This window comes from Allobosea sp. RAF48 (assembly GCF_052114025.1).
Lineage (GTDB): Bacteria > Pseudomonadota > Alphaproteobacteria > Rhizobiales > Beijerinckiaceae > Allobosea.
The window spans coordinates 42573-65804 of the sequence record NZ_JBFRDZ010000008.1; the positions used below are offsets into that span (position 1 = coordinate 42573).

At 65.9% G+C, this 23232-nt stretch carries 18 protein-coding genes and 1 tRNA gene; 6 read left to right on the plus strand and 13 right to left on the minus strand.

What is annotated here, in order from left to right; translation table 11 throughout:
• Window positions 1-25: 25 nt before the first annotated feature.
• Window positions 26-1453: an aminotransferase-like domain-containing protein gene (locus tag AB4Z10_RS16120; RefSeq protein ID WP_441471392.1), complete on the minus strand. Its 1428-nt coding sequence runs from the start codon at window positions 1451-1453 to the stop codon at window positions 26-28.
• A gap of 82 nt (window positions 1454-1535) precedes the next feature.
• Between AB4Z10_RS16120 and AB4Z10_RS16125 the strand changes: the two genes are divergently transcribed.
• Window positions 1536-2423, plus strand: coding sequence for a DMT family transporter (locus AB4Z10_RS16125; protein WP_441471393.1), 888 nt, complete (start codon window positions 1536-1538; stop codon window positions 2421-2423).
• Window positions 2424-2480: 57 nt separating this feature from the next.
• Here the strand turns inward: AB4Z10_RS16125 and aspT (AB4Z10_RS16130) are convergent, their stop codons facing one another.
• The 4 genes from aspT (AB4Z10_RS16130) to AB4Z10_RS16145 form a co-directional block, all read right to left on the minus strand.
• Window positions 2481-4166 carry an aspartate-alanine antiporter gene (aspT, locus tag AB4Z10_RS16130; protein WP_441471394.1) on the minus strand — a complete coding sequence of 562 codons (1686 nt, stop codon included), beginning with the start codon at window positions 4164-4166 and terminating at the stop codon, window positions 2481-2483.
• Window positions 4167-4254: 88 nt separating this feature from the next.
• The gene (locus tag AB4Z10_RS16135; RefSeq protein WP_441471395.1) at window positions 4255-5874 is read right to left on the minus strand and encodes a bifunctional aspartate transaminase/aspartate 4-decarboxylase; all 1620 of its coding nucleotides are present in this window, start codon (window positions 5872-5874) and stop codon (window positions 4255-4257) included.
• A gap of 49 nt (window positions 5875-5923) precedes the next feature.
• Window positions 5924-7615, minus strand: coding sequence for an aspartate-alanine antiporter (gene aspT / locus AB4Z10_RS16140; RefSeq protein WP_441471396.1), 1692 nt, complete (start codon window positions 7613-7615; stop codon window positions 5924-5926).
• Window positions 7616-7655: 40 nt separating this feature from the next.
• Window positions 7656-10418, minus strand: coding sequence for a decarboxylase (locus tag AB4Z10_RS16145; protein ID WP_441471397.1), 2763 nt, complete (start codon window positions 10416-10418; stop codon window positions 7656-7658).
• A 363-nt stretch (window positions 10419-10781) separates the two neighbouring features.
• Here AB4Z10_RS16145 and AB4Z10_RS16150 point away from each other — a divergent pair, with 363 nt between their 5' ends.
• Window positions 10782-10928 carry a hypothetical protein gene (locus AB4Z10_RS16150; RefSeq protein WP_441471398.1) on the plus strand — a complete coding sequence of 49 codons (147 nt, stop codon included), beginning with the start codon at window positions 10782-10784 and terminating at the stop codon, window positions 10926-10928.
• A gap of 97 nt (window positions 10929-11025) precedes the next feature.
• Here the strand turns inward: AB4Z10_RS16150 and AB4Z10_RS16155 are convergent.
• The 4 genes from AB4Z10_RS16155 to AB4Z10_RS16170 form a co-directional block, all read right to left on the minus strand.
• Window positions 11026-11101: transfer RNA gene (locus AB4Z10_RS16155), tRNA-Thr, on the minus strand.
• A gap of 237 nt (window positions 11102-11338) precedes the next feature.
• The gene (locus AB4Z10_RS16160; protein WP_441471584.1) at window positions 11339-12277 is read right to left on the minus strand and encodes a prephenate/arogenate dehydrogenase family protein; all 939 of its coding nucleotides are present in this window, start codon (window positions 12275-12277) and stop codon (window positions 11339-11341) included.
• Window positions 12278-12282: 5 nt separating this feature from the next.
• Entirely contained in the window at window positions 12283-13380 is a 1098-nt protein-coding gene (gene hisC / locus AB4Z10_RS16165; protein WP_441471399.1) for a histidinol-phosphate transaminase, read from the minus strand.
• A gap of 169 nt (window positions 13381-13549) precedes the next feature.
• Window positions 13550-14386: a chorismate mutase gene (locus AB4Z10_RS16170; RefSeq protein ID WP_441471400.1), complete on the minus strand. Its 837-nt coding sequence runs from the start codon at window positions 14384-14386 to the stop codon at window positions 13550-13552.
• 309 nt (window positions 14387-14695) lie between these two features.
• Here AB4Z10_RS16170 and metX point away from each other — a divergent pair, with 309 nt between their 5' ends.
• Window positions 14696-15865, plus strand: a complete 1170-nt coding sequence (gene metX / locus AB4Z10_RS16175) for a homoserine O-acetyltransferase MetX (protein ID WP_441471401.1) — start codon at window positions 14696-14698, stop codon at window positions 15863-15865.
• A gap of 2 nt (window positions 15866-15867) precedes the next feature.
• Entirely contained in the window at window positions 15868-16491 is a 624-nt protein-coding gene (metW, locus tag AB4Z10_RS16180; RefSeq protein WP_441471402.1) for a methionine biosynthesis protein MetW, read from the plus strand.
• A gap of 72 nt (window positions 16492-16563) precedes the next feature.
• Here the strand turns inward: metW and clpB are convergent, their stop codons facing one another.
• Window positions 16564-19182 carry an ATP-dependent chaperone ClpB gene (gene clpB, locus AB4Z10_RS16185; RefSeq protein ID WP_441471403.1) on the minus strand — a complete coding sequence of 873 codons (2619 nt, stop codon included), beginning with the start codon at window positions 19180-19182 and terminating at the stop codon, window positions 16564-16566.
• 175 nt (window positions 19183-19357) lie between these two features.
• Between clpB and AB4Z10_RS16190 the strand changes: the two genes are divergently transcribed.
• Window positions 19358-19672, plus strand: a complete 315-nt coding sequence (locus tag AB4Z10_RS16190) for a DUF2293 domain-containing protein (RefSeq protein ID WP_441471404.1) — start codon at window positions 19358-19360, stop codon at window positions 19670-19672.
• Window positions 19673-19754: 82 nt separating this feature from the next.
• The gene (locus tag AB4Z10_RS16195) at window positions 19755-20540 is read left to right on the plus strand and encodes an MOSC domain-containing protein (RefSeq protein WP_441471405.1); all 786 of its coding nucleotides are present in this window, start codon (window positions 19755-19757) and stop codon (window positions 20538-20540) included.
• 65 nt (window positions 20541-20605) lie between these two features.
• Here AB4Z10_RS16195 and AB4Z10_RS16200 read toward each other — a convergent pair whose 3' ends face one another.
• The 3 genes from AB4Z10_RS16200 to AB4Z10_RS16210 form a co-directional block, all read right to left on the minus strand.
• Complete coding sequence (locus tag AB4Z10_RS16200; protein ID WP_441471406.1) at window positions 20606-21586, minus strand: DUF4167 domain-containing protein; 981 nt, start codon at window positions 21584-21586, stop codon at window positions 20606-20608.
• 422 nt (window positions 21587-22008) lie between these two features.
• Window positions 22009-22848, minus strand: coding sequence for a peptide chain release factor N(5)-glutamine methyltransferase (gene prmC, locus AB4Z10_RS16205; protein WP_441471407.1), 840 nt, complete (start codon window positions 22846-22848; stop codon window positions 22009-22011).
• Window positions 22849-22910: 62 nt separating this feature from the next.
• Entirely contained in the window at window positions 22911-23162 is a 252-nt protein-coding gene (locus AB4Z10_RS16210; protein WP_441471408.1) for a hypothetical protein, read from the minus strand.
• Window positions 23163-23232: the final 70 nt, after the last annotated feature.

Sequence of the window (23232 nt, forward strand, 5' to 3'; positions counted from 1 at the left end):
GCAGGCACGCGGGCGCTGCGCCTGATCAACCGCCCTGCCGTAGCTCCTCCATCCCCTGCTGCAATACCTCAAACACACGCGGATCGCGCGACTGGGCGACATTGAAGCGCATGAAGCCGCCCGCGCCCTGCGAGACGCTGAAGACGTTGCCGGGCGCCAGCACGACGTTCCGCGCCACAGCCAGCCGCGCAAGCCCGGCGGAATCGACGCCCTCAGGCAGGCGGCACCAGAGGTAGAAGCCGCCGCGCGGCATCAGCCATGGCACGATGCCGAGCATCTCCAGCCGGGTGGCGGCCTCGCGGCGAGCCTGGGCGAGGCGGCGGCGCACCTCCTCCATATGCTTGCGATAACCTCCCTCGGCGAGCACGCCTGCAACCAGATCGGCCGCGACCGGGCCGGGGCCGCCGAAGTTCGTCGCGACCTGAAGGTCGACCAACCCATCGATCCAATCCGCGCGCGCGGCGATGTAGCCGCAACGCAGGGAGGCCGAGAGCGTCTTCGAGAAGCTGCCGATGCGGATCACCCGGTCGAGCCCGTCGAGCAAAGCGAGGCGCGGCGACCGTTCCGGCTCGAAATCGGCGAAGATCTCGTCCTCGACGATGGTGAGATCCTGAGCGGCGGCGATTTGCAGGACACGGAAGGCCGTCTGCGGCGAGAGGCTGGCCCCGGTCGGGTTGTGCAGCCCGGAATTGGTAAGGTAGAGGCGCGGCCGCTCGGCAGAGACCAGCGCCTCGAAAGCGGAGACGTCCGGCCCCGATGGCGTATAGGGCACGCCGAGCACGCGCAGCTGATGTGCCCGCAGCAACGCCTGGAAGTTGAAATAGCAGGGATCGTCGACAAGGACGGTGTCGCCCGGCCGCAGCAGGAAGCGGCAGACCAGATCGAGCGCCTGCGTTCCCGACCCGGTCAGCAGGAGCTGTTCAGGACCCGCGGCGAGCCCCTCCTCGGCGAAACGCCCGAGCAGATAGCGCCGCAGCGTCGGCGAGCCGCGCGTCCCGCCATATTCGGAGAGAACCGGGTCCTGCGCCCGCGCCAAAGCGCGAAAGCCGCGGCGCAGCGCCTCGCCCGGCATCCAGTCGGCCGGGAGCCAGCCACAACCCGGCTTCAGAGCGGCCTCATCCGCATCGAGCGACTGGCGCGAGACCCAGAAGGGATCCACCGCGCGCTCGTGCGGCGATGCGGCCTGCGTCAATGCCAGGGGCGGCAGGCCATTGCCCGTGACATAGAAGCCGGAGCCCTGGCGGGCGCGGATCAAGCCTTCCGCGGCCAGCCGGTCATAAGCCTCGACAACGGTGGACGGCGAAACCCGCATCGTCGCGGCGAAACGGCGGATCGACGGCAGCCGGTCGCCAGGGGCCAGAGACCGAGCCGCGAGCTTGTCCCGAATGGCGGCCATCACCACCGCCGTCCGCCCCTGCCCGGCGTCGACTGCGCTCGGATCGACAACTGTCATGATGTCCATACCCATACAGTTCTACTCGAATGTATCGGATTGTCACTGTTCCGGCCAGCGCAGACTGCCTAGACCTGCGAGGATGCAGAACAAGGCGGCGACGATGCAGCAGGACGGGGCCGGCAAGGGATGGGGCAGCGGCCTCATCGGCGTGCTGATCTTCAGCGGCTCCCTGCCGGCCACGCGCGTCGCCGTCGCCGGCTTCTCGCCGCTCTTCCTCACTTCCGCCCGCGCAGTGATCGCGGCGCTTCTGGGCGCGTTCTTCCTCGTCCTGCTGCGCCAGAAGCGGCCGGAACGCTCCGATCTCGGCCCGCTCGCCATCGTCGCGCTCGGCGTCGTTCTCGGCTTTCCGCTGCTGACGGCGCTGGCGCTCCAGCACATCACGGCGGCCCGCTCGATCGTGTTCGTCGGGCTGCTGCCGCTGGCGACGGCACTGTTCGGCGTGATGCGCGCCGGCGAGCGGCCGAAGCCGGCCTTCTGGCTTTTCTCCGTGCTCGGCGCTGCGACCGTCGCGGGCTTCGCGCTCGCCCATAGCGAGGGCGGTTCGCTCACCGGCGACCTGCTGATGATCGCCGCCATCCTGCTCTGCGGCCTTGGCTATGCCGAAGGTGCGGCGCTCTCGCGCCGGCTCGGCGGCTGGCAGGTCATCTCCTGGGCGCTGCTGCTGTCACTGCCGGCGATGGCCGTGCTGACGCTGCTGTTCCTGCCGGCATCCTGGCAGGGCATCGGGACGCCCGCCTGGCTCGGCCTGGCCTATGTCTCGGTCTTCAGCATGCTGGTCGGCTTCGTGTTCTGGTACCGCGGGCTGGCTCTCGGCGGCATCGCCGGTGTCGGGCAGCTCCAGCTCCTGCAGCCCTTCTTCGGCCTGCTGCTTGCCGGCCTGCTGCTGCATGAGCCCATCGCCTGGACGATGGTCGCAGTGGCGGGCGTCGTTGTCCTCTGCGTTGCGGGTGCAAAGCGCTTCGCGTGAGCCTCGCAGGCTTCGCCGCGGCACCGAAGCATCAGAAGCGGGCCGCGGCGGAGCGGGTTACCTGGCCATCAGCGCGACCAGGATCGGCCCCCAGGCGGTCAGGAGAATGTTCCCGATCGCATAGGGCACTGTGTAGCCCAGAGCGGGGACGCTACTCTGGGCTTCGTCCTGGATCGCCCTGAGAGCAGCCGTGATCGTGCCCGCTCCGGCACAGGCGCCGAGCACGATGAGGGGATCCATCTTCAGGACATATCGGCCGAAGAGGATGCCCAGCGTGTGCGGAAGCAGCGCGGAGACGAGGCCGACGACCACCAGGCTGAGCCCGGTCGTCTTCAGCCCGGAGATGAAGCTCGGGCCCGCGCCGAGGCCGACGATGCCGATGAACACGCACAGGCCGACCGTATCGAAGATCCAGATCGCCGGTTCGGGTATGCGGCCGAAGTAGGGATAGGCCGACCGCAGCCAGCCGAAGGCCAGCCCCATGATGAGCGCTCCGCCGCTGGCGGTCAGCGTCAGCGGGATCCCGCCGACGACGACGCTCAGGAGCCCGACCAGACCGCCCAGGAAGATGCCGAGACCGACGAACACCATGTCGGTCGCAGAGGTCCGCCTATCGGGGTAGCCGAGTTTCTCCGCAGCGCGTTCGACGGCATGCATCGGTCCGATGATCGAGAGGACATCGCCGCGATTGACCTTGCTTTCCGCCTCGATCGGCATGGCCAAACCGGAGCGMATCAGCCGGGCGAGGAAGACGCCGCGGGCGAAATCCTGATTAGCGAGCTCCGCCAAGCGCTGCCCGTCGAGGGAACGGTTGGTCAGGACCACGTCGAGCGACTCGATGGGGATATCGAGAAGACCGGGATCGCTGACCTCCGGGCCGATGAGGTCGCCGTGATTTGCGTGGACCTCCTGCCGGGCCATGACGGCGACGATGTCGCCCGCGCGGATCACGAGATTGGGCTCGGGCTCGCGCAGGGTATCGCCTGAACGGATGCGCAGCAGGTAGGCACGCGCCACGCGTGGAAGCGCCTCGATCTCGGCGACAGTCCGACCGACGAACTGCTCATTGGTGACGCGATAGGTCCGCGTATCGAAAAGGCGCGCGGCCGAGACCACGCCGTCTGCCTCGCTGACCTGTCCCGATGATTGCGAGGCCATTGCGGCCGCGGTCTCCTTCAAATCGATGCCCATCAGCTTCGGGCCGATCTTCGGCAGGAACCAGACCAGCGAGGCGGTGCCGACGAGATAGGTGACGGCGTAGGCGACAGGGATGTTGTTGACCAGCGCCGTCCGTTCGGATTGGGGCAGATCGAGGCGCTGGATCGCCTCGCCCGCGGTTCCGATCACGGTCGACTCCGAAAAGGCGCCGGCGAGCAGGCCGGCAGCAGTCCCGATGTCGTAGCCGAGGAGCTTTGCGAACCCGAATGCCGAGAGGAGGCAGGTCACGCAGAGCACGACCGTCAGCGCGACCTGCGGAATGGCATCGCGCTTGAGGGCGCGAAAGAACTGGGGGCCGACCTTGTAGCCGGTCGTGAACAGGAACAGATCGAAGAAGACCGCCTTCACCGCGGCAGGCACCTTGATATCGAGCTGGCCGATCACGACGCCCGCCAACAGGCAGCCGACGACGATGCCGAGGCTGAAGCTGCCGAATTTCAGCCGGCCGACCAGAAAACCGAGGGCGATGGTCAGGAAGATCGCGAGCTCGGGATTGCCACGCAAGGCGTCAACGACGAAACTCATGCCCCCCTCCCCGCAAATGCGCTCTCGCATAGAGCGGAACGACCCGATGGCGCTGATCGGCCATCAGGCCTGCGCGACAGCGCCGCCCTCAGGATTTCTCGTTGAGGGCGAGTTTGTAGGCCTCGAAGGCCTGCCGATAGCCACGAGCGACCGCACGCGTCGCCCGGCCGATCTGGCTGTAGACCTCGTCGTCGAGATTGGCGAAGGAGACGCGCACCGACCAGTCCGGCGCATGGAAGCCGCCACCGTTCAGCAACACGATGCCGTGGTCCTCGGCCAGCCTGAACACGATGTCGAGCGGGTGGATGTGCTGCTTCATATAGGCCACCACCTCGGGGCCGACATATTTGTTGGCCCAGAACTCGAAATCGACCAGCCCGTAATAGCGGTCGTGAAGCGGATTGTCGGGCACCTCTATGCCCAACCCCTCGATCATCCTGTCGGCGCGAGACCTGACGATATCCATGCAGGTCTTCTGATAAAGCTTGGCCTCGTCCATCATCTCGGACAGCGAGAACAGCGACATCATCACCTGCTGCGGAAGCGACAAGCCGGCGGTGTGGTTGAGAGCGATGTCGCGGCTGTCCGCGACGATGCGGTCGATCAGCCTCATCTCGCGCGGCTTCAGCGTCAGCGGTCCGTATCGCTTGTCGAGTACTGTCAGGATCTTCTCGGGATGGTTCGCGATCGCCTTGTCGAAGATGTTGTCGCGATGGATGGCGATGACGCCGAGCCGCCAGCCGGTGCAGCCGAAATACTTGGAGTAGGAGTAGACCCCGATCGTATTGCGCGGGAGCGCTCCGAGCAGGCCGCGGAAGCCCTTCACGAAGGTTCCGTAGACATCGTCAGTCAGGAGCAGCAGATCGGGGCGCTTCGTCGTGACCAGCTTGACGATCTTGGCGATCGTCTCCTCGCTCAGCGCGACAGCGGAGGGATTGCCGGGGTTGACCACGAAGAAGGCCTTGACCTTCGGGTCCTCGAGTTTCTTCAGCTCCTCGTCGGTGAACTGGAAGCGGTTCTCCTGCGGCGCCGCCACGGTGACGATGTTGAGGCCGTAGTCCTCGAGATGCGGCATTTCGAGATAGGGGGTGAAGATCGGCGTCGCCAGGGCGATCGTGTCGCCGGGGTTCAGCAGCCGGTTGGCCTTCAGCGACTTGAAGATGTAGCACATCGCCGCCGTGCCGCCCTCGACGGCATAGAGGTCGAACTGGCCGGGGGGGCGCGGCTCGCCGCACATCGCCCACATCAGATACTCGTGCACGATGCGCTCGTTGTGCACCAGCATGCGGTCCGGCACCGGGTAGTTGTCGCCGATGATCGAGTCGACCAGCTCGTGCACGAAGGCATCAGGCTTGAAGTCGAACTTCTTGACGGCGAAGGCGACCATCTCGCGGAGAAAGGCGGCGCCGGGGGAATCTTTGTGCGCGGTCAGCCAATCCTCCAGCCGCGCGGCGATGCCGTCGGCCTTGGGCATGCCGCCGATGCCGGCGGGCTTGTTCATCACGCGGCGGCTTTCGGTGATCGCGAATTGGCCGAGCAGGAAGAAGCCTTCGCGCGGTGTCATCGCCACCCAGTTGGGGTTGCCGCGGCCGGCGTTGAGCATCGCGATCGACGAGTCCTGAGCCGTCAGCTTGGCAAGGCGGATGAGCTCGTCCTTGATCTCGAAGGGGCTGAGTTTCTCGAAGCTCCGCAGAGTGACAGGATCCATGGCAAACTCCTGATATGAGCCTGAAATCGAATGGTTTCGCCTGGTTTTGTCAGGTCAGCAGAATGATGATCACCATGCCCCAGATGGTCAGAAGCGTGTTCCCGACCGCGTAGGTCACGGTGTAACCGAGCGCCGGAACCTGACTGCCCGCGGTCTCGCAGATCATTCCGAGGGCGGCCGTCGTGGTGCGCGCGCCGGCGCAGGCGCCAAGCAGGATCGCCGGATCGAACCGGAACACATACTTGCCGGCGAACATCGCCAGGATCAGCGGGATGGCCGTCGCCAGAGCGCCCCAGAGGAAGAGGCCGACGCCCTGCGTCTGCAGCCCCTTGACGAAGCCGGGGCCGGCCGAGATGCCGACGACGGCGATGAACATGTTGAGGCCGACCGAATTCATGAACCAGACGGTCGAGCTCGGGATGCGGCCGAAGACCGGGCGCACCGACCGCAGCCAGCCGAAGACGAGACCGGAGATCAGCGCACCGCCTGCGGTCGACAGCGTCAGCGGGACACCGCCGACCTTGAACACGAGCGCGCCGATGAGCGCGCCGAGCGTGATGGCACCGCCGATGAAGGCGACATCGGCGACATCGCTCGGGCGATCCGCGTGGCCGACGGTCTTCGCGACCGCGGCGATGTCCTGGGTGCGGCCAACGACGGTCAGGATGTCGCCGCGATGAATGATCGTGTCCGGCAGGATCGGGATGCTGACGGCGGTCGCGCCGCGGACGATCTTGCGCAGGAAGACGCCGCGCGCCGCCGGCATCTGGGAGAGCTCGGTCAGCGTCTTGCCATCGGCGTCCTTGCTGGTGACGTAGATGTCGACGCCCTCGGCCTTCAGGTCGAGCAGTTCGGGGTCCTCGATCTCCTCGGCATTCTGACCGATCAGGTTGACCAGCGTCTCGCGCGGACCGGCGAGAGCGATGACGTCCCCCTCCCGCAGGATCGTGTCGGCGGTCGCGTCCTCGATGACGCCGTTGCGGCGGATGCGCTCGACGAAGACGCGGGCGTCCGGCACCAGGGCCTCGGCCTCTGCGGCGCGCATGCCGGCGACCTTGGCGCCGGTGCGGAGCCGGAAGGCGCGGAGCTCGAAGCGCCGCCAGACGGAGCCCGGACCTCCGATCTCCTTGCCGCCGCCGAGCCGGGCCTCGTAGTCCTTGCAGGCCTTGGCGAGATCGATCCCGAGCAGCTTCGGGCCGAGCTGGGCGAGAACGACGGCCGAACCGACGGTGCCGAAGATGTAGGTGACCGCATAGGCGACCGGCATGGCATCGAGATATTCCTTGGTTTGTTCGGCCGACAGCCCAAGGCGATTGATGGCGTCGGTCGCCAGACCCATCGAGGCCGAGATCGTCTGTGATCCGGCATAGAGGCCCGCCGCGTAGCCCGGATGGTAGCCGGCGATCTTCGCGATCGCGACGGGAACCGCCAGGCAGAAGACGGTGACGACGACCGCAAAGATCGCCTGCGGCGCGCCGTCCTTGGCAATGCCGCGAACGAACTGCGGGCCGACGCCGTAGCCGACGGCAAACAGGAAGAGCAGGAAGAAGGTCGATTTCACATTGGGGGAGATCGTGATGCCGAGCTGGCCGATGATGACGGCGGCAATCAGCGTCGAGGTCACCGCGCCGAGGCTGAAGCCCTTATAGGCGAAGCCGCCGACATAGTATCCGATCGCTAGCGAGAGGAAGAGCGAGATCTCCGGGTAGCTTCTCAGGGTGGCAGCGAACCAGTCGAACATTCCATTCCCCCAATTGCTGGCAGTCGGGATCGACGAACAGCTAAGCTGCTCGAGGCTTTTTCTGACTCTTCTCGGCACTCACACCTTTCCTGTCGGACAGCGCGTCCGGCCTCAGCAATTTGAGGCCCTTTGCTTTCTCGTAGCCGTGGATTTCCTTCACATCGAGCTTGCGCATGAAGGTGATGGTTTCATGCGTCACGACCTGGCCCGGCACCAGGATCGGGAAGCCCGGCGGGTAGGGAATGACGAAATTGGCCGAGACGAGCGCCGGGCCCTTGTCGATGCGGCGGTCGCATTCGGGGCTCTCGATCGGCAGGTATTCGCATTTTTCCTCCGAATAGGCGGAGAAGAACGCCGTGCGGATATCGCCTTCCGGCGTGTTCTTGCCGGCATCGCCGCGAAAGGCTTCGTGGAAGCGGCTGAAATCCGGGAGTTCGGGCACATCCTTCATCAGGCTGCGCACACGGGCCTCGAAGGCCCGTCGTTCGCCTTCGCCGCCCTGACGCAGGCGCGCCTCGATCTCATTGCTGATCTTGAGCAGGACGCCGATCAGCAGCGCCACATCGCTGCGCGTGTTGTTGATGTTGGACTGGAGGAGCACCGAGTTGCGCGACGTCTTGTTGACCTGGATGCCGTACTCGGAGGCCAGAAGTCCCTTGAACGAGGTGCCGTCGAAGCCCGCTGTGCCGCAGACCAGCGTCATGCGCGTCGGGTCGAGGCAGAATTCGTCCTCGCGCATGCTGCGCAACTGGTCGTCCCAGCGCGTCTCGGGCGCAAGGAAATCGATAAAGCCGCTGGTCCGGTACTGCGCTGGCACCATTCCATCGGCTCCGACGATCTTGAAGTACTTGGAGATCAGCGGGTGGATGGCGATCTCCCGCCGGATGTCGAGCGCTACTTCGATGGCGTTCATTACCAGGCCGTAGCCTTCGAGCTCCATCTGCCGGCGTGCGACCTCGAGGCTGGCGATGAGCTGCTGGTTCGGGCTCGTCGAGGCGTGGGTGAAGATCGCTTCGTGGAACTGCGCCTCGACTTTGTGGAAGTCGACATCCTTGACCAGCACCATCGACCCCTGCCGGAATGCCGACATCGATTTATGGGTCGAGTTCGTCTGATAGACGCGCAACCGGACGGCGCGCGGATCGGGGATCAGCCGCGTGTCCAGCAGGGTCTTGGCCGATGGGCTCGCGCCGAGTTCCTTGCGCTGCCGCTCATAGCTGTCGACGGTTTCCGGACCCTCCATCCAGGCTTCGATGTCGGCCGCCGCACCCATCGCCGTGCGCGGCCTCAGGAAGGGTGACCAGCGGGCAAAGCCGAACCATGCTTCGTCCCAGAGGAAGATCAGGTCCGGCTTGATGGCGAGGCATTCCTCCATCACGCGCCGGGTGTTGTAGATGTGGCCGTCGAAGGTGCAGTTGGTCAGGTCGACCATCTTGACGCGATCCAGGCGGCCTTCCGCCTTCAGATCGAGCAGCGCCTTCTTGATGGTGCGCAGCGGTACCGCCCCGTACATCGAGTATTCCGTCATCGGGAACGCCTCGACATAGACGGGCTGCGCGCCGCTCAGCACCAAGCCGTAATGATGCGACTTGTGGCAGTTGCGGTCGAGGATGACGATGTCGCCGGGCGCGACCAACGCCTGCAGAACCATCTTGTTCGAGGTGCTGGTGCCGTTGGTCACGAAGAAGACGTGGTCGGCGCCGAAGGCGCGCGCCGCCATTTCCTGGGCGCGCTTGATGTTGCCGGTGGGCTCCAGCAGGCTGTCCAGGCCGCCCGTGGTGGCGCTGCTCTCGGCAAGGAAGAGGTTGATGCCGTAGAACTGGCCCATGTCGCGGATCCAGGGCGAGTGGAAAACCGATTTGCCGCGAGCGATCGGAAGGGCATGGAAGGTGGCGATCGGCCTCTGCGCATAGAGCTTGAGATTGTCGAAGAAGGGCGTGTCGTAACGCGCCTTGATGCCCTCCAGCACCGACAGATGCAGCTCCAGCGGCTCCTCGACCTGGTACATCACGCGGCGGATCATCGCGGCGCGCGGATCGCCCGCCAGCTTTTCGACACGCCGATCGGAGAGCAGATAGATATCGAGCTCGGGCCGGATCGCCTTCAGCCCGGCGGCGAGGCGCAAGGCCATGTCGGCTTCATCAGCCTTGTCGAGGAGCGGCTGCTGCGCGGCGAGGACGCTGCGCAGGATCGGGGCATCGTGCCGGGACCTCAGCACAAAGCCCTCATAGATGGCGACCGCTGCGATGTTGGGATTCAGCACTGCCGCGCAGATCGCATCTTCCAGGCTGCCGACCAGCACCGCTTCGTAGACGAACGCGTCCTCGGGGCGTCTCAGCCGGCGAAACTCGGCCGCGACATGCGGCCAGCGATCGGGGGGAGCGGGCGTCACCAGCAGCGTTTCGAAATAGGGACGGTGCGATGAACCCTCTCCCAGTGACGAGGGCAGAATGTCCACCGGCTCCGCCAGCGACAGGTCGGCCGACTGCCATTCCTTCGGATCATGCTTGTAGTTGCTCGTGATGATGGCCAGCGAGATGCGCTTGGCGAGCGACAGGAAGCCGGTTGCGTCGTCGTTCTGCAGGAGGCCCCGCAGGGCCGCCAGAAGCTCGGCGCCCGGGAATGCATGAAACTCCTCGATGACGCCGAGTTCATTGAGCGCAACCTCGACCGCGCGGCGGCTCTTGCCACCCGTCGACCAGGAGCGCGCGGCGGCATGAAGATCCCGCCAGCGGTCGGCTCGGCCCGAAGGAGCCGAGAAGAAGTGATCGATGCTGCGCGATTCCTGAACAGGAGGGGCCATCGTGAATCCTTCCCTCGGGCTGCAAGATCCGTGTGGCGCCAGCCGGCCGTCGAATTCAGCACAACGAGAGAAGACGGTGTATTGTCCTTGGGGACAGGTTCCGGCCTCTCCAGACGGGAGTATTCCTTAGGCCCGTTGGTGTTTTCAGCGTCCGTGACGAAAAGTCATGGCGCGCATTCAAGCCGTGCGCGGTCACACGCCGACCTGACTGGCCTTAGACGTTTCTCAATGCCTCGGCGCGGAGCCCGTCACATGGATAGAAAAATGCTCATTCTTGCTGGGATAGCGGCGGCCGGTGCGGCAATTTACCTGTCGGTCGGCTCCCAGCCGGCAACGGCCTGCAATCGCACGGCCGGATGCGCCATGGATGTCCTGCAAGAGGGCCGCGACATGATGCAGGACGGGCGCGCAGCCGAGAACATGCGTGCGGGCCAGGAGAACATCGCCGCCTTCAAGCGCCAGCAGGCGGCCGATGAGGCAGCGATCAGAGCGCGTTCGGCGCGGAAATAAGCACCGGCTCAGTGCGATGGCCGGACGAACCGCCAGACGCAAAAAACCGGCCGCTTCGGCCGGTTTTCAACGTCTGCGGAATTGGCGAATATGAGGATGGTGCCGCAAGAGGGATTCGAACCCCCGACCCCCTCATTACGAATGAGGTGCTCTACCAGCTGAGCTATTGCGGCGACGGGTGGCGCTGTAACAGTCACTGCGGAGCTTGGCAAGCCAAACCCGACATCTTGCACAGGGTTGCGTAGCGCCTGCCGCCCCGCAACCGGTGGAGCCGCTACCCGATCAGGCGGCCCCGTGAAGCCACCCCGCTGGATCGCCACGCCTCCCATCGGGTGCGAAACGGCAATCCAGGCCTTTGTTTGCGCATGGGATTTCTCCGAAAAGTGGAAGTCACTTTTCGGTCCGATGCTTCAGTCCTTGCGCAGCTTCTCCGTCTCCGGTTTCTCCTGCCCGAGCGCGACGATGCCGCGGCGGATCGCCCGGGTGCGGGTGAAGTGCTTGTGCAGCGTCTCGCCGTCGCCGTAGCGGATGGCGCGGGTCAGCAGCGCGAGGTCCTCGTTGAAGCGGCCGAGCATCTCCAGCACCGCTTCCTTGTTGTGCAGGAAGACGTCGCGCCACATCGTCGGGTCCGACGCCGCGATGCGGGTGAAGTCGCGGAAACCACCGGCCGAGAACTTGATGACCTCCGACTGCGTCACCGCTTCGAGGTCCTCGGCCGTGCCGACGATGTTGTAGGCGATGAGATGCGGCAGGTGGCTGGTGACAGCGAGCACGAGATCATGATGCTGCGCGCTCATCACCTCGACCAGCGCCCCCATCCCCTCCCAGAACTGGCGGGTTTTCGCGATGGCCGCCGCGTCCGTGCCTTCCGGCGGGGTCAGGATGCACCAGCGGTTGAGGAAGAGGCTCGGGAAGCCGGCATCGGGGCCGGAATTCTCGGTGCCCGCGACCGGATGGGCCGGCACGAAGGCGACGCCCTCCGGCAGATGCGGCGAGACGGCGTCGACGACCGAGCCCTTGACCGAGCCGACATCGGAGACGATCGCGCCGGGCTTCAGCGAGGACGCAATCTCGGCCGCGACCGGCCCGCAGGCCCCGACCGGAACGCAGAGGATGATGTGGTCGGCATCAACAGCCGCTTCCGCTGCCGTCTCTGCCACGGCATGGCCGAGGCCGAGTTCGCGCGCCCGCTGGCGGACGGCTTCGTCGCGGTCCGCCAGCACGATCGTGCCGGCGAGATTCAGCTCCTTCGCCGCGCGCGCGATCGAGGAGCCGATCAGCCCGATGCCGATGATGGCGAGGCGGGCAAAGACCGGCGTGGGCCGGCGCGGCGCGAAGCTTTCCGCCATCTCGCTCATGCCTTGAGGAAATCGGCGAGCGCTGCGACGACGAGGCGGTTCGCCTCCTCGGAGCCGATGGTCATGCGCAGCGCGTCCGGCAGGCCATAGGAGGTGACGGCGCGCAGGATGAGGCCGCGCTGGGTCAGGAAGGCGTCGGCCTCCTTGGCCGTCTTGCCCGGTGTCTTCGGGAAATGAATCAGGATGAAGTTGCCGACCGAGGGCGTCACGGTGAGACCGAGCTTCTCCAGCTCGGCCGTCGTCCAGGCCAGCCACTTCTCGTTGTGCTCCAGCGCGGCGGCGACATGGGCCTCGTCTGCGACGGCGGCGGCGCCCGCCTCGATCGCGGCGCCGTTGACGTTGAAGGGGCCGCGGATACGTTCGAGCGCATCGATGATATGGGCCGGCGCATACATCCAGCCGATGCGCAGATTGGCGAGGCCGTAGATCTTCGAGAAGGTGCGGGTCATCACCACATTCTCGCTCTCGGCGACGAGTTCGAGGCCGGAGGCGTAGTCGTTGCGGCGGACATACTCGGCATAGGCCGCGTCCAGCACCAGCAGGATATGCGGCGGAAGGCCGGCCTGCAGGCGCTTCACCTCGTCGAAGGGCAGATAGGTGCCGGTCGGGTTGTTGGGGTTGGCGAGGAAGACGATCTTCGTCTTCGGTGTCACCGCGGCGAGGATGCCGTCGACATCGGCCGTGTAGTTTTTCTCGGCCACGACGACCGGCTTACCGCCGGCGGCGAGGATCGCGATGCGATAAACCAGGAAGCCGTACTGGCTGTAGATGCCCTCGTCGCCCGCGCCGAGATAGGCCTTGGTGACGAGCTCCAGCAGTTCATCCGAGCCGTTGCCGCAGATGATCCGCGCGGGATCGAGACCGTAGCGGCCGGCGATCGCCTGCTTGAGCTTGGTCGACGTGCCGTCGGGATAGAGCTCCAGCTTGGCGGCAAGGCCCTCGAAGGCCGCGACGGCCTTCGGGCTCGGGCCGAGCGGCGTCTCGTTGGAGGAGAGCTTGTGCAGCTTCACGCCGGCGGGGGCGGCGGACTTGCCGGGGACATAGGCCTCGATGTCGAGGACGCCGGGACGGGGAACGGGGCGGGAGGCGGTCATCTCTTGCTCTTTCGGTATCATATCCGCGCGGTCATCCCGGATGGAGCGAAGCGAAGATCCGGGATCCATGCCGGAGCGTTCACCGGCAGCGCTCAGGCATGGATCCCGGGTCTCCCTATGGTCGCCCGGGATGGCGGCGTTGAGGGGGCATTAGATCAAGTTCATCTATTCACGAACGGGCGGATTTGACGGCGAAGCGGGCGGCATGGCTGCCGACCTCGGAGAAGTCGCTGAGACCGGCGGGCGCGAGGGCGGCACGGATCACCGACTGATCGACCTCGCCGGAGGCCGCGACCAGCAGCGACAGATGCGAGCCATCGGCCGCCGAGGCCGAGACCTCGGCCAGATGCTCGGCGAGACCGTGACGGAGTGCTTCCGACCAGCGCTCGACGCGGGCGGCATAGAGCACGATCTCGCGCACGGCGGCGTCGGTCAGCGGCTTGGCGATGCAGTAGACCGGCGTTCCCGCTGGATGATCCGGCCGCTCGATGAAGGGCAGGCGCGCGATGATCTTGGGCTTGTCGGCCCCGATCAGGTCCCGCCACCAGATGCCGGCGCTGGCGCCCTGGTCCATGCGGAAGATGCCGAGGTCGCCGGCTGACTCGGCCACGGCGCGGATGACCGCGCGGGCATCCTCATGCGGGACGAAGGGAACGGTGAAGCCAAAATGGAAGCGAGCGGAATCGCGCATTGCCGGATCGCCGCCGGAGACATCGGCATGCACCGAATAATTGGCCTGCACATAGGTGAAGGTCGCGATGATGATGCGCCAGATGCTCTCGACCGTATCGAGCGGCAGAAGCCCCTTATGGCGCAGCGCGAGGCGCTTCATCATGTCGGCCTCGCGGCCGGGGCGGAAGGCAGAGCCGGAGGCCTGCGTCTTCTTGACCGAGATCAGCGTCTCGATGATCTGCGAGCGCTCCATCAGCAGCGCATGCATCTCGCTGTCGATGCGATCGATCCCTGCACGCAGGTCGGCGAGGGTCGTGGGGGCGGCTTCGGTCATGGCGGCAGGTTGCGCTTCTCGACGAGGACCCGTGAGCCCTCATCCTGAGCAGCAAGCGAAGCTTGCGTCCCGAAGGATGCTCCAGGAGGTTTCGGAACCCGCTGGATCATCCTTCGAGACGCCACGTTCCGCGGCTCCTCAGGATGAGGGCTTTAGGAGTTGCCACGCTCCTTAGCGCTCCCGCCGCGCCTTGGCAAAGCCGGCTGCGCAGTCCCGCGTTGACAGCGACGCGCCGGCACGGCATCGCTAGAGTTCGATTTTCCGAACGCCTGGACCGGCAAGACAAATCACACTGCCGAAGCGGACGATATGAGCGATCTCTCCCCCAGCCTGGCCGATCCGCAGAAGGAGGCGAACGAGCCTTCGAGCCCGGTTGCGCGTTTCGGCCCCGACACGCCGCTGTTGATGGATTGCGGCGTCGTGCTCGACCGGTGGCAGATCGCCTACCAGACTTACGGCACGCTCAACGCCGACAAAACGAACGCGATCCTGGTCTGCCATGCCCTGACCGGCGACCAATATGTCGCGAGCCGCAATCCCATCACCGGCAAGGGCGGCTGGTGGACCGCGATGATCGGACCGGGCAAGCCGATCGACACCGACCGCTTCTTCGTGATCTGCGCCAACGTGATCGGCGGCTGCACCGGCACGACCGGACCGGCCTCGACCAATCCGGCCACTGGCAAGCCCTGGGGCCTGTCTTTCCCGGTCGTCACCATCCGCGACATGGTGCGGGCGCAGGCAGCGCTGGTCGACTCGCTCGGCATCGAGACGCTGTTCTGCGTCGCGGGCGGCTCGATGGGCGGCATGCAGGTGCTGCAATGGGCGGCGAGCTATCCGGGTCGCGTCTTCTCTGCGCTGCCGCTGGCGACCGGCGCCAAGCACTCGGCCCAGAACATCGCCTTCCACGAAGTCGGCCGTCAGGCAGTGATGGCCGATCCCGACTGGCGGCAGGGGCGCTATCTCGAAGAGGGCACCCGCCCGGCCAAGGGGCTTTCGGTGGCGCGGATGGGCGCGCACATCACCTATCTCTCGGAGCAGGCGCTGCACCGCAAGTTCGGCCGCAAGCTGCAGGACCGGGAGGCGCCGACCTTCTCCTTCGACGCTGACTTCCAGGTGGAGAGCTACCTGCGCTATCAGGGCCTCTCCTTCGTCGAGCGCTTCGACGCCAACTCCTATCTCTATGTGACGCGCGCGATGGATTATTTCGACCTCGCAGCCGACCATGACGGCGTGCTCGCGCGCGCTTTCGTGGGCACAAAGACACGTTTCTGCGTGGCCTCCTTCACCTCGGACTGGCTGTTCCCCACCGCGGATTCCCGCGCGATCGTGCATGCGCTCAACGCCGCCGGCGCCTCGGTCTCCTTCGTCGAACTGGAGAGCGACAAGGGGCACGACGCCTTCCTGCTGGAAGAGCCCAATCTCTTCGCCACGACACGCGGCTTCATCGGCGCAGCGGCACGGGCACGCGGACTCTGAGCATGGCCTTCAGCGACAACCAGACCAACCGCATCGACCTGAAGCTCGTCGCCGAGATGGTGACGCCGGGCACGCGCGTGCTCGATGTCGGCTGCGGCGACGGAGTGCTGCTCGCGCTCCTCGCCGAAACCCGCCGGGTCGATGCGCGCGGCATCGAGCTTTCGCGCGAAGGCGTGGCCGATTGCGTGGCGCGAGGGCTCTCGGTGATCCAGGGTGACGCCGACGCCGATCTTGCCGGCTATCCCGACGATTCGTTCGACTACGTCATCCTGTCCCAGACGATCCAGGCGACGCGCAATCCGCGACTCGTGCTGGAGCACATGCTGCGCATCGGCCGGCACGCGATCGTCTCCTTCCCGAATTTCGGGCATTGGCGGATGCGCAGCCAGGTGTTCTTCCAGGGGCGGATGCCGGTGACCGACGCCCTGCCCTATTCATGGTGGGACACGCCCAACATCCATTTCTGCACGATTCGGGACTTCGTCGTGCTCTGCGACCAGATCGGCGCCAAGAAGGAGCGCGCGGTGGCGCTCGATGCCGCCGGCGGCCGGGTCGGCGTCAACGCGCCCTGGTGGTTCTGGAACCTGTTCGGCGCGCAGGCGGTGTTCCTGCTGAAGCGGGGATGAGCAGCGCTTCGCTACCGAGACAAGAAAGGGCCGCTCGCGCGGCCCTTTCGTTATCTGTCTACTCCGCAGACATCAGTTCAGCGCGACGCCCGCCGGCCGCTTTTCCTTTACGGCCGCGACATCGCCGAGCATCAGCGAGCCCGGCCCGACGGTGACGGGCACCGTCTCGCCGTCGACGATCTCGCCGGCGAGGATGGCTTCCGCCAGCGGGTCCTGCACCGACTTCTGGATCACGCGTTTGAGCGGACGTGCGCCATAGGCGGGGTCGTAACCCTTGTCCGCCAGCCACTCGCGCGCCTCCTTCGAGAGCTCGAGCGTGATCTTGCGGTCGGTCAGCAGCTTCTGCAGCCGGGCCATCTGGATGTCGACGATCGCGCCCATGTCCTCCCGCCGCAGTCGGTGGAACAGGATGATGTCGTCGATCCGGTTCAGGAACTCCGGCCGGAAGGCATGGCGGACCACGCCCATGACCTCGTCGCGGACGGCATCGCTGTCCTGCCCTTCCGGCTGGTTCACCAGGAACTCCGAACCGAGGTTCGAGGTCATGATGATCAGCACGTTGCGGAAGTCGACCGTGCGGCCCTGGCCGTCGGTCAGGCGCCCGTCGTCGAGAACCTGCAGCAGGACGTTGAAGACGTCCGGATGCGCCTTCTCGACTTCGTCGAAGAGCACGACCTGATAGGGCCGGCGACGAACCGCCTCCGTCAGGGCACCGCCCTCCTCATAGCCGACATAGCCGGGAGGCGCGCCGATCAGCCGGGCGACCGAGTGCTTCTCCATGTACTCGGACATGTCGATGCGCACGAGCGCGGTGTCGTCGTCGAACAGGAAGGCGGCGAGCGCCTTGGTCAGCTCCGTCTTGCCGACGCCGGTCGGGCCGAGGAACATGAAGGAACCGATCGGGCGGTTCGGGTCCTGCAGGCCGGCGCGGGCACGGCGGACCGCGGTCGAGACCGCTTCCACGGCCTCGCGCTGCCCGACGACGCGGGAGGCCAGAACCTCCTCCATGCGGAGCAGCTTCTCCTTCTCGCCTTCGAGCATCCGATCGACCGGCACGCCGGTCCAGCGGCTGACAACCTGCGCGACATGGTCCGGCGTCACCGCCTCCTCGACCATGCCGGCATCGTCACCTTTCGCCTCGACCTCGGCCAGCTTCTTCTCGAGCTGCGGGATCTCGCCATAGGCGAGCTCGCCCGCCCGCTGGTACTCACCCTTGCGCTGTGCCTGGGCGAGCTCGTTGCGGGCATTGTCGAGCTTGGTCTTGAGCTCCGCCGCCTGGCCGAGCTTGTCCTTCTCGGCCTTCCACTTGGTCGTGATCGCGTCGGAACGCGCCTCGAGCTCGGCCAGTTCGGATTCGAGCCGCTTCAGCCGCTCCTTCGAGCCAGCGTCGTTCTCCTTCTTGAGCGCCTCCTGTTCGATCTTGAGCCGCACGATCTCGCGGTCGATCGAATCCAGCTCCTCGGGCTTGGAGTCGACCTGCATGCGCAGCCGCGCCGAGGCTTCGTCGACAAGGTCAATCGCCTTGTCGGGCAGGAAGCGGTCAGTGATGTAGCGGTTCGAGAGCGTCGCGGCCGAGACCAGAGCCGAATCGGTGATGCGGACGCGGTGATGCTGCTCGTACTTCTCCTTCAGGCCGCGCAGGATCGAGATGGTGTCCTCGACCGTCGGCTCGTCGACGAAGACGGGCTGGAAGCGCCGCGCCAGCGCCGCGTCCTTCTCGACGTATTTGCGGTACTCATCGAGCGTGGTCGCGCCGATGCAGTGCAACTCGCCGCGCGCGAGCGCCGGCTTCAGCAGGTTCGAGGCATCCATCGCGCCATCTGTCTTGCCGGCGCCGACAAGGGTGTGCATCTCATCGATGAACAGGATGACGCCGCCGTCCGAGGACGAGACCTCGGTCAGCACGGCCTTCAGCCGCTCCTCGAACTCGCCGCGATACTTCGCTCCGGCGATCAGCGAGCCCATGTCTAGGGCGAGCAGCTCCTTGTCCTTCAGGCTCTCGGGCACATCGCCATTGACGATACGCAAAGCGAGGCCCTCGGCGATGGCGGTCTTGCCGACGCCGGGCTCGCCAATGAGGACGGGGTTGTTCTTGGTCCGGCGCGACAGCACCTGGATGGTGCGACGGATCTCCTCGTCACGCCCGATCACCGGGTCGAGCTTGCCCTCGCGCGCCGCTGCGGTGAGGTCGCGGGCGTATTTCTTCAGCGCGTCATAGGCCTGTTCGGCCGAGGCGGAATCGGCCGTACGGCCCTTGCGGATCGCCTCGATCGCGGCGTTGAGCGCCTGCGGCGTCACACCGGCCTTCGACAGAGCCTTGCCCGCCTCGGTGTCCTTCTCGATCGCGAGAGCGAGCAAGAGCCGCTCGACCGTGACGAACGAGTCGCCAGCCTTCTCGGCCGCCTTCTCGGCGGTGTCGAACACGCGCGCCAGGCCCGGCGTCAGGTTGAGACCGCCCGAACCGCCCGAAACCTTCGGAATCCTCGCCAGGGCCTGATCGACGAGTTGCAGCGCGACGCGCGACTGACCGCCGGCCCGGTCGATCAGACCGGCCGCCATGCCCTCATTGTCGTCAAGCAACGCCTTGAGCAGATGCTCCGGCGTGAACTGCTGATGTCCCTCGCGTAGCGCGATCGTCTGCGCCGCCTGAAGAAAGCCCTTCGCTCGATCCGTATATTTTTCAATGTTCATTCAAGTCACTCCGCCCGCAGAACGCGCCCCGTGGCGACGTGTTCCGCTGCCCTTTCATCAAGATGGGGCGCCGCTATGGGCCGCCCCTCGCTCTCCAAGATAGTGTGACATTGGCGCAACGGAAGAGGGGCGCCCCCACAATTGACCTGGCGCAAGCGGCAGGCGCAGATCGGGCATGGCCGGGACCAAGCGACAGCAGGCGATTCGTCGGGCGTTGAGGGCGCTGGCGCCCGGCATTCCGCTCTCCGACGCAGAGGCGGTGATCACGCTGGCGGAGCGGCGCCACATGAAGGACCTGCCGCCCTCGACGGCCCTCTGGCTCGCGCTCGGCAGCCATGTCCGCCATGTCCATACCGACTACGAACGCCTGCTGGCCGAGGGCTATGACCGCGACGCCGCCCGCTTCTTCGTCGCCGACGAGACCGATGCCGTGCTCGCCGGCTGGGGCTGCCAGCGCTCGGTCAGCGACGGCGAGGACGAGGCGGATTGATCGAAACGGATACAAGATTTGATCTGTCAGGATCCGCCGACAAGGCTATGGTCCGCCACCTTTTGCCTGCTCGGGTCGGACCATGCGCATCGAAACGCTCTATCGCTACCCTGTGAAAGGCCTCTCGCCGGAGCCGCTTCAGCGCGCCGATCTGCCGACTGAAGGCTACTTTCCCGGCGACCGGCTGTTCGCCGTCGAGAATGGCCCTTCCGGCTTCGACGCCGCCGAGCCGGTGCATCAGCCGAAGATCAAGTACCTGATGCTGATGCGCAACGAGTCGCTGGCCCGGCTGCACAGCCGCTACGACGATGCGAGCGGAGACCTCGTCATCCATGAGGGAAGCCGGGAGGTATTGCGCGCAGCAACCGCCAGTGACGACGGCAGAGCGGCGATCACGCGCTTCTTCGAAGGTTTCATGCCCGCCGAGTTGCGCGGCGAGCCGAAGCTGCTGACGGCACCCTCGACCTATCGCTTCACCGATTCCCGCTCAGGCTTCGTCTCGATCATCAATCTCGCGAGCGTCGCCGATCTCGAAGAACGGCTCGGAAGACCTGTCGATCCGCTGCGCTTCCGCGGCAACCTGATGGTGAGCGGGCTCGAACCCTGGGCGGAGAACGAGTTGGTCGGCCGCGATCTGGACGGGCCGAATGGCCTGCGGCTGCATGTGATCAAGCGGATCGAGCGCTGCGCGGCGACGAATGTCGACCCGGAGACCGGCGCGCGCGACATGCAGATCCCGAAGGCGCTGATGCAGAACTACGGCCATGTCGATTGCGGCATCTATTGCCGCATCGTCGCGGGCGGGCACCTGCAGGCAGGAGACCTGCTGACACCGGCGGAGGCACCAGCCGAACTCGGCATAGCCTGAGAGCGCAGATAAACAAAAAGGGCCCTCGCGGGCCCTTTTTCAAAGCTGTCGGCGGGTTTCGCGGCTTACTCGGCCGACCCATCCGTCTCGGAGCCGAGAGCGTCCATGACCTCGCGCGGCGAGCGGCGGCGGCGGGTGCGCTTGGGCGCCGGCTCCGCGGCAACGTCGGCAGCCGCCTCAACCGGCTCCGCCGGTGCCGCCTCGACCGGCTCCGGCGCCGATACGCGCACGGGGTTGGTCAGGAAGGACGGCAGAGCGGTGGCGACATCCTCGCCCGCATCCGCCTCGATCTCGCGCTCGCGGCGCGGACGACGCTCGCGCTGGGGACGCTCGCTGCGCTCGAAACGACGCTCGCTCTGAACCTGCTCGGGAGCAGCCTCGGTCGCGTTCTCGGTGCTAACCGGAATATCGGAACGCGGTGCATCGGGACGCGGCGCATAGCCGGGAGCCCCACTCTGGCCGCCTTCGGCATTACGATCAAAGCGACGCTCACCGCGATCCTGACGATCGAAGCGGCGATCGTTGTTGTTACGGTCGTTGTTGTTGAAACGCTCGCGACGGTTCTGGCGGTCGAAACGCTGGCCGCCCTGCGGCTGGCCCTCGCCCCCCTCGCCTTCGGCGCGCAGGCCGCCATGACCGTTGTAGCCATTCTGGCCGGCATGGCCGTTCGGCCCGCGAAAATCGGGCTGCGGCCCGGCGCCGGGCTGGAAAAGCTGCCCCTCCTCTTCGCCCTCCTCGTCACCCTCGTCCGCATCCTCGACGAAGGCGCGATTCGGCGGGAAGGAATGGCCGAACTGCTGGGCCATCTGCTCCTGCGCCGCGAGCAGGATGCGATAGTAGTGCTCCGCGTACTGGAAATAGCTCTCGGCCGCGACCGTATCGCCAGAAGACTGGGCGTCGCGCGCAAGCTGCAGATATTTCTCGGCGACATGCTGCGCCGTGCCCCGGACCTTTACGTCCGGACCGTTGGATTCGTAGCTACGTTGCAGCGGATTAGGAGATTTGCGATTGCCGTTGTTGTTGCCGTTATTGTTACGGCCGCGCATACGCCGGTTCTGACCTGGTCTCATTCGCGTCTGTCTCGCGCTTCTGTGCTCAAAGCAACCGTGGTGCCGTCATACGCGTTGCGACACACAGCGGGTTGCGACGCTGTGCCGGACTGAGTTGACCCGAAGGGGCGATACGCCGTTTCTGGTCTTCACGCGCTCTTTTCCAAAACGGGGCTCCAGCCCCAAAAGGGGGGCTCAACCCCATGAGCCGATCGGCGCCACGCGCCTTCGGGGCTCCACCCGGCTTGTCAGCTGCACCGCTTCAGGAACACGCCTGCAAACGATGCCGAACTCGAGCAAATCCTGTAAGATCGGAAACTGCCCAGAGGCCCGGCTCTGACGCCACCAGCTTCGGCTGAATGCTGCATAGCGGCTTTTGGCGGCTTCTCCAAGCGAAATCAACCAAAAGCCTGTGCATTTCAGGCGAGCGCGAAGATCAACGCCCGCTCGTGCCCCCCCAGATCGTTCCGGCTGCCCCGGAATTCAAGCCCGCCGGCCCGCATCAGCGCGATGACATCGGGTCCCTGCCCGGCACCGATCTCAAAGACGACAAGGCCGCCCGGCGCCAGCAAAGCGGGCAAGGTTCTGGCGAAGATTCGATAGGGCCCCAGCCCATCCTCTCCGCCATCGAGAGCCAGCACCGGGTCATGCTCCCGCACCTCGACGGACAGGCCCGCGATCTCCGCCGAGGGAATATAGGGCGGGTTGGACAGGATCAGGTCAAAGCCGCCCGTCAGTCCCTCGGTCCAGTTGCCTTGCCGGAAGCTCACGCGATCGGTCAACCCGTTCAGCGCAGCGTTGGCAGCGGCCGTCAGGCTGGCCTCCTCCGACAGGTCGATGCCGATGCCCGTCGCCTGCGGCAGCTCGCTCAGCAGCGCGATCAGCAGGCAGCCGGTTCCGGTTCCGAGATCGAGCAGCTTCAGGGCCTCGCCACGGCGATCAGCCAGTTCCTGCAAGGCGGCTTCGACAATGGTCTCGCTGTCCGGCCGTGGCTCCAGCGTCGCGGGCGAGAGCCGGAACGGGAGGCCCCAGAATTCGCGTTCGCCGAGGATGCGCCAGACCGGTTCGCCCGCGACGCGCCGTGCCGCGAAGCCGCGCAGCCTGGCAAGCGCCTCTGCCGGCAAAACCATGTCGGGGTCGGGATTTTCAGCTCCGACACTGCCTTCGATGAGGAGGCGAGCATCGAGCCCGGCGGTTTCCGAACCGGCTTGGATCAGGCGCTGCGCAAGAAGACGCCGCGCCTCCCTGACGGTCGGCACGGCGCCCTCCCCTGACCAATCGATGCCGGCGGGCAAAGCGCTCGCCGGACTTGCGTTCGCTATCAGCTGTTGCCCTGCATTTTCTGATCGATGCACAGCTTCATCTTGGTATTGATCGAGGCCTTGCTTTCGCGAGCGCCCTTCATCTCCATCTGGCAGGCCTTGCGCGCCTGCGCCTGGGTCATCGACCCCTGCAAGGCCGCCGGCGGACCGGATGTGATCTTGCGAAAGGTATTCTCCTGCGCCTGCGAGATTCCGCTCATCGCCAGCGCCATCAGGCCGGCCATTGCAACCGTGGAAACAGTCTTGATCATGGGAGGCTCCCCCCTTTGCTGGTGTCGATACGTCACCAACGTCGGTCGGGCGATTTGGTTTCATCGCCAC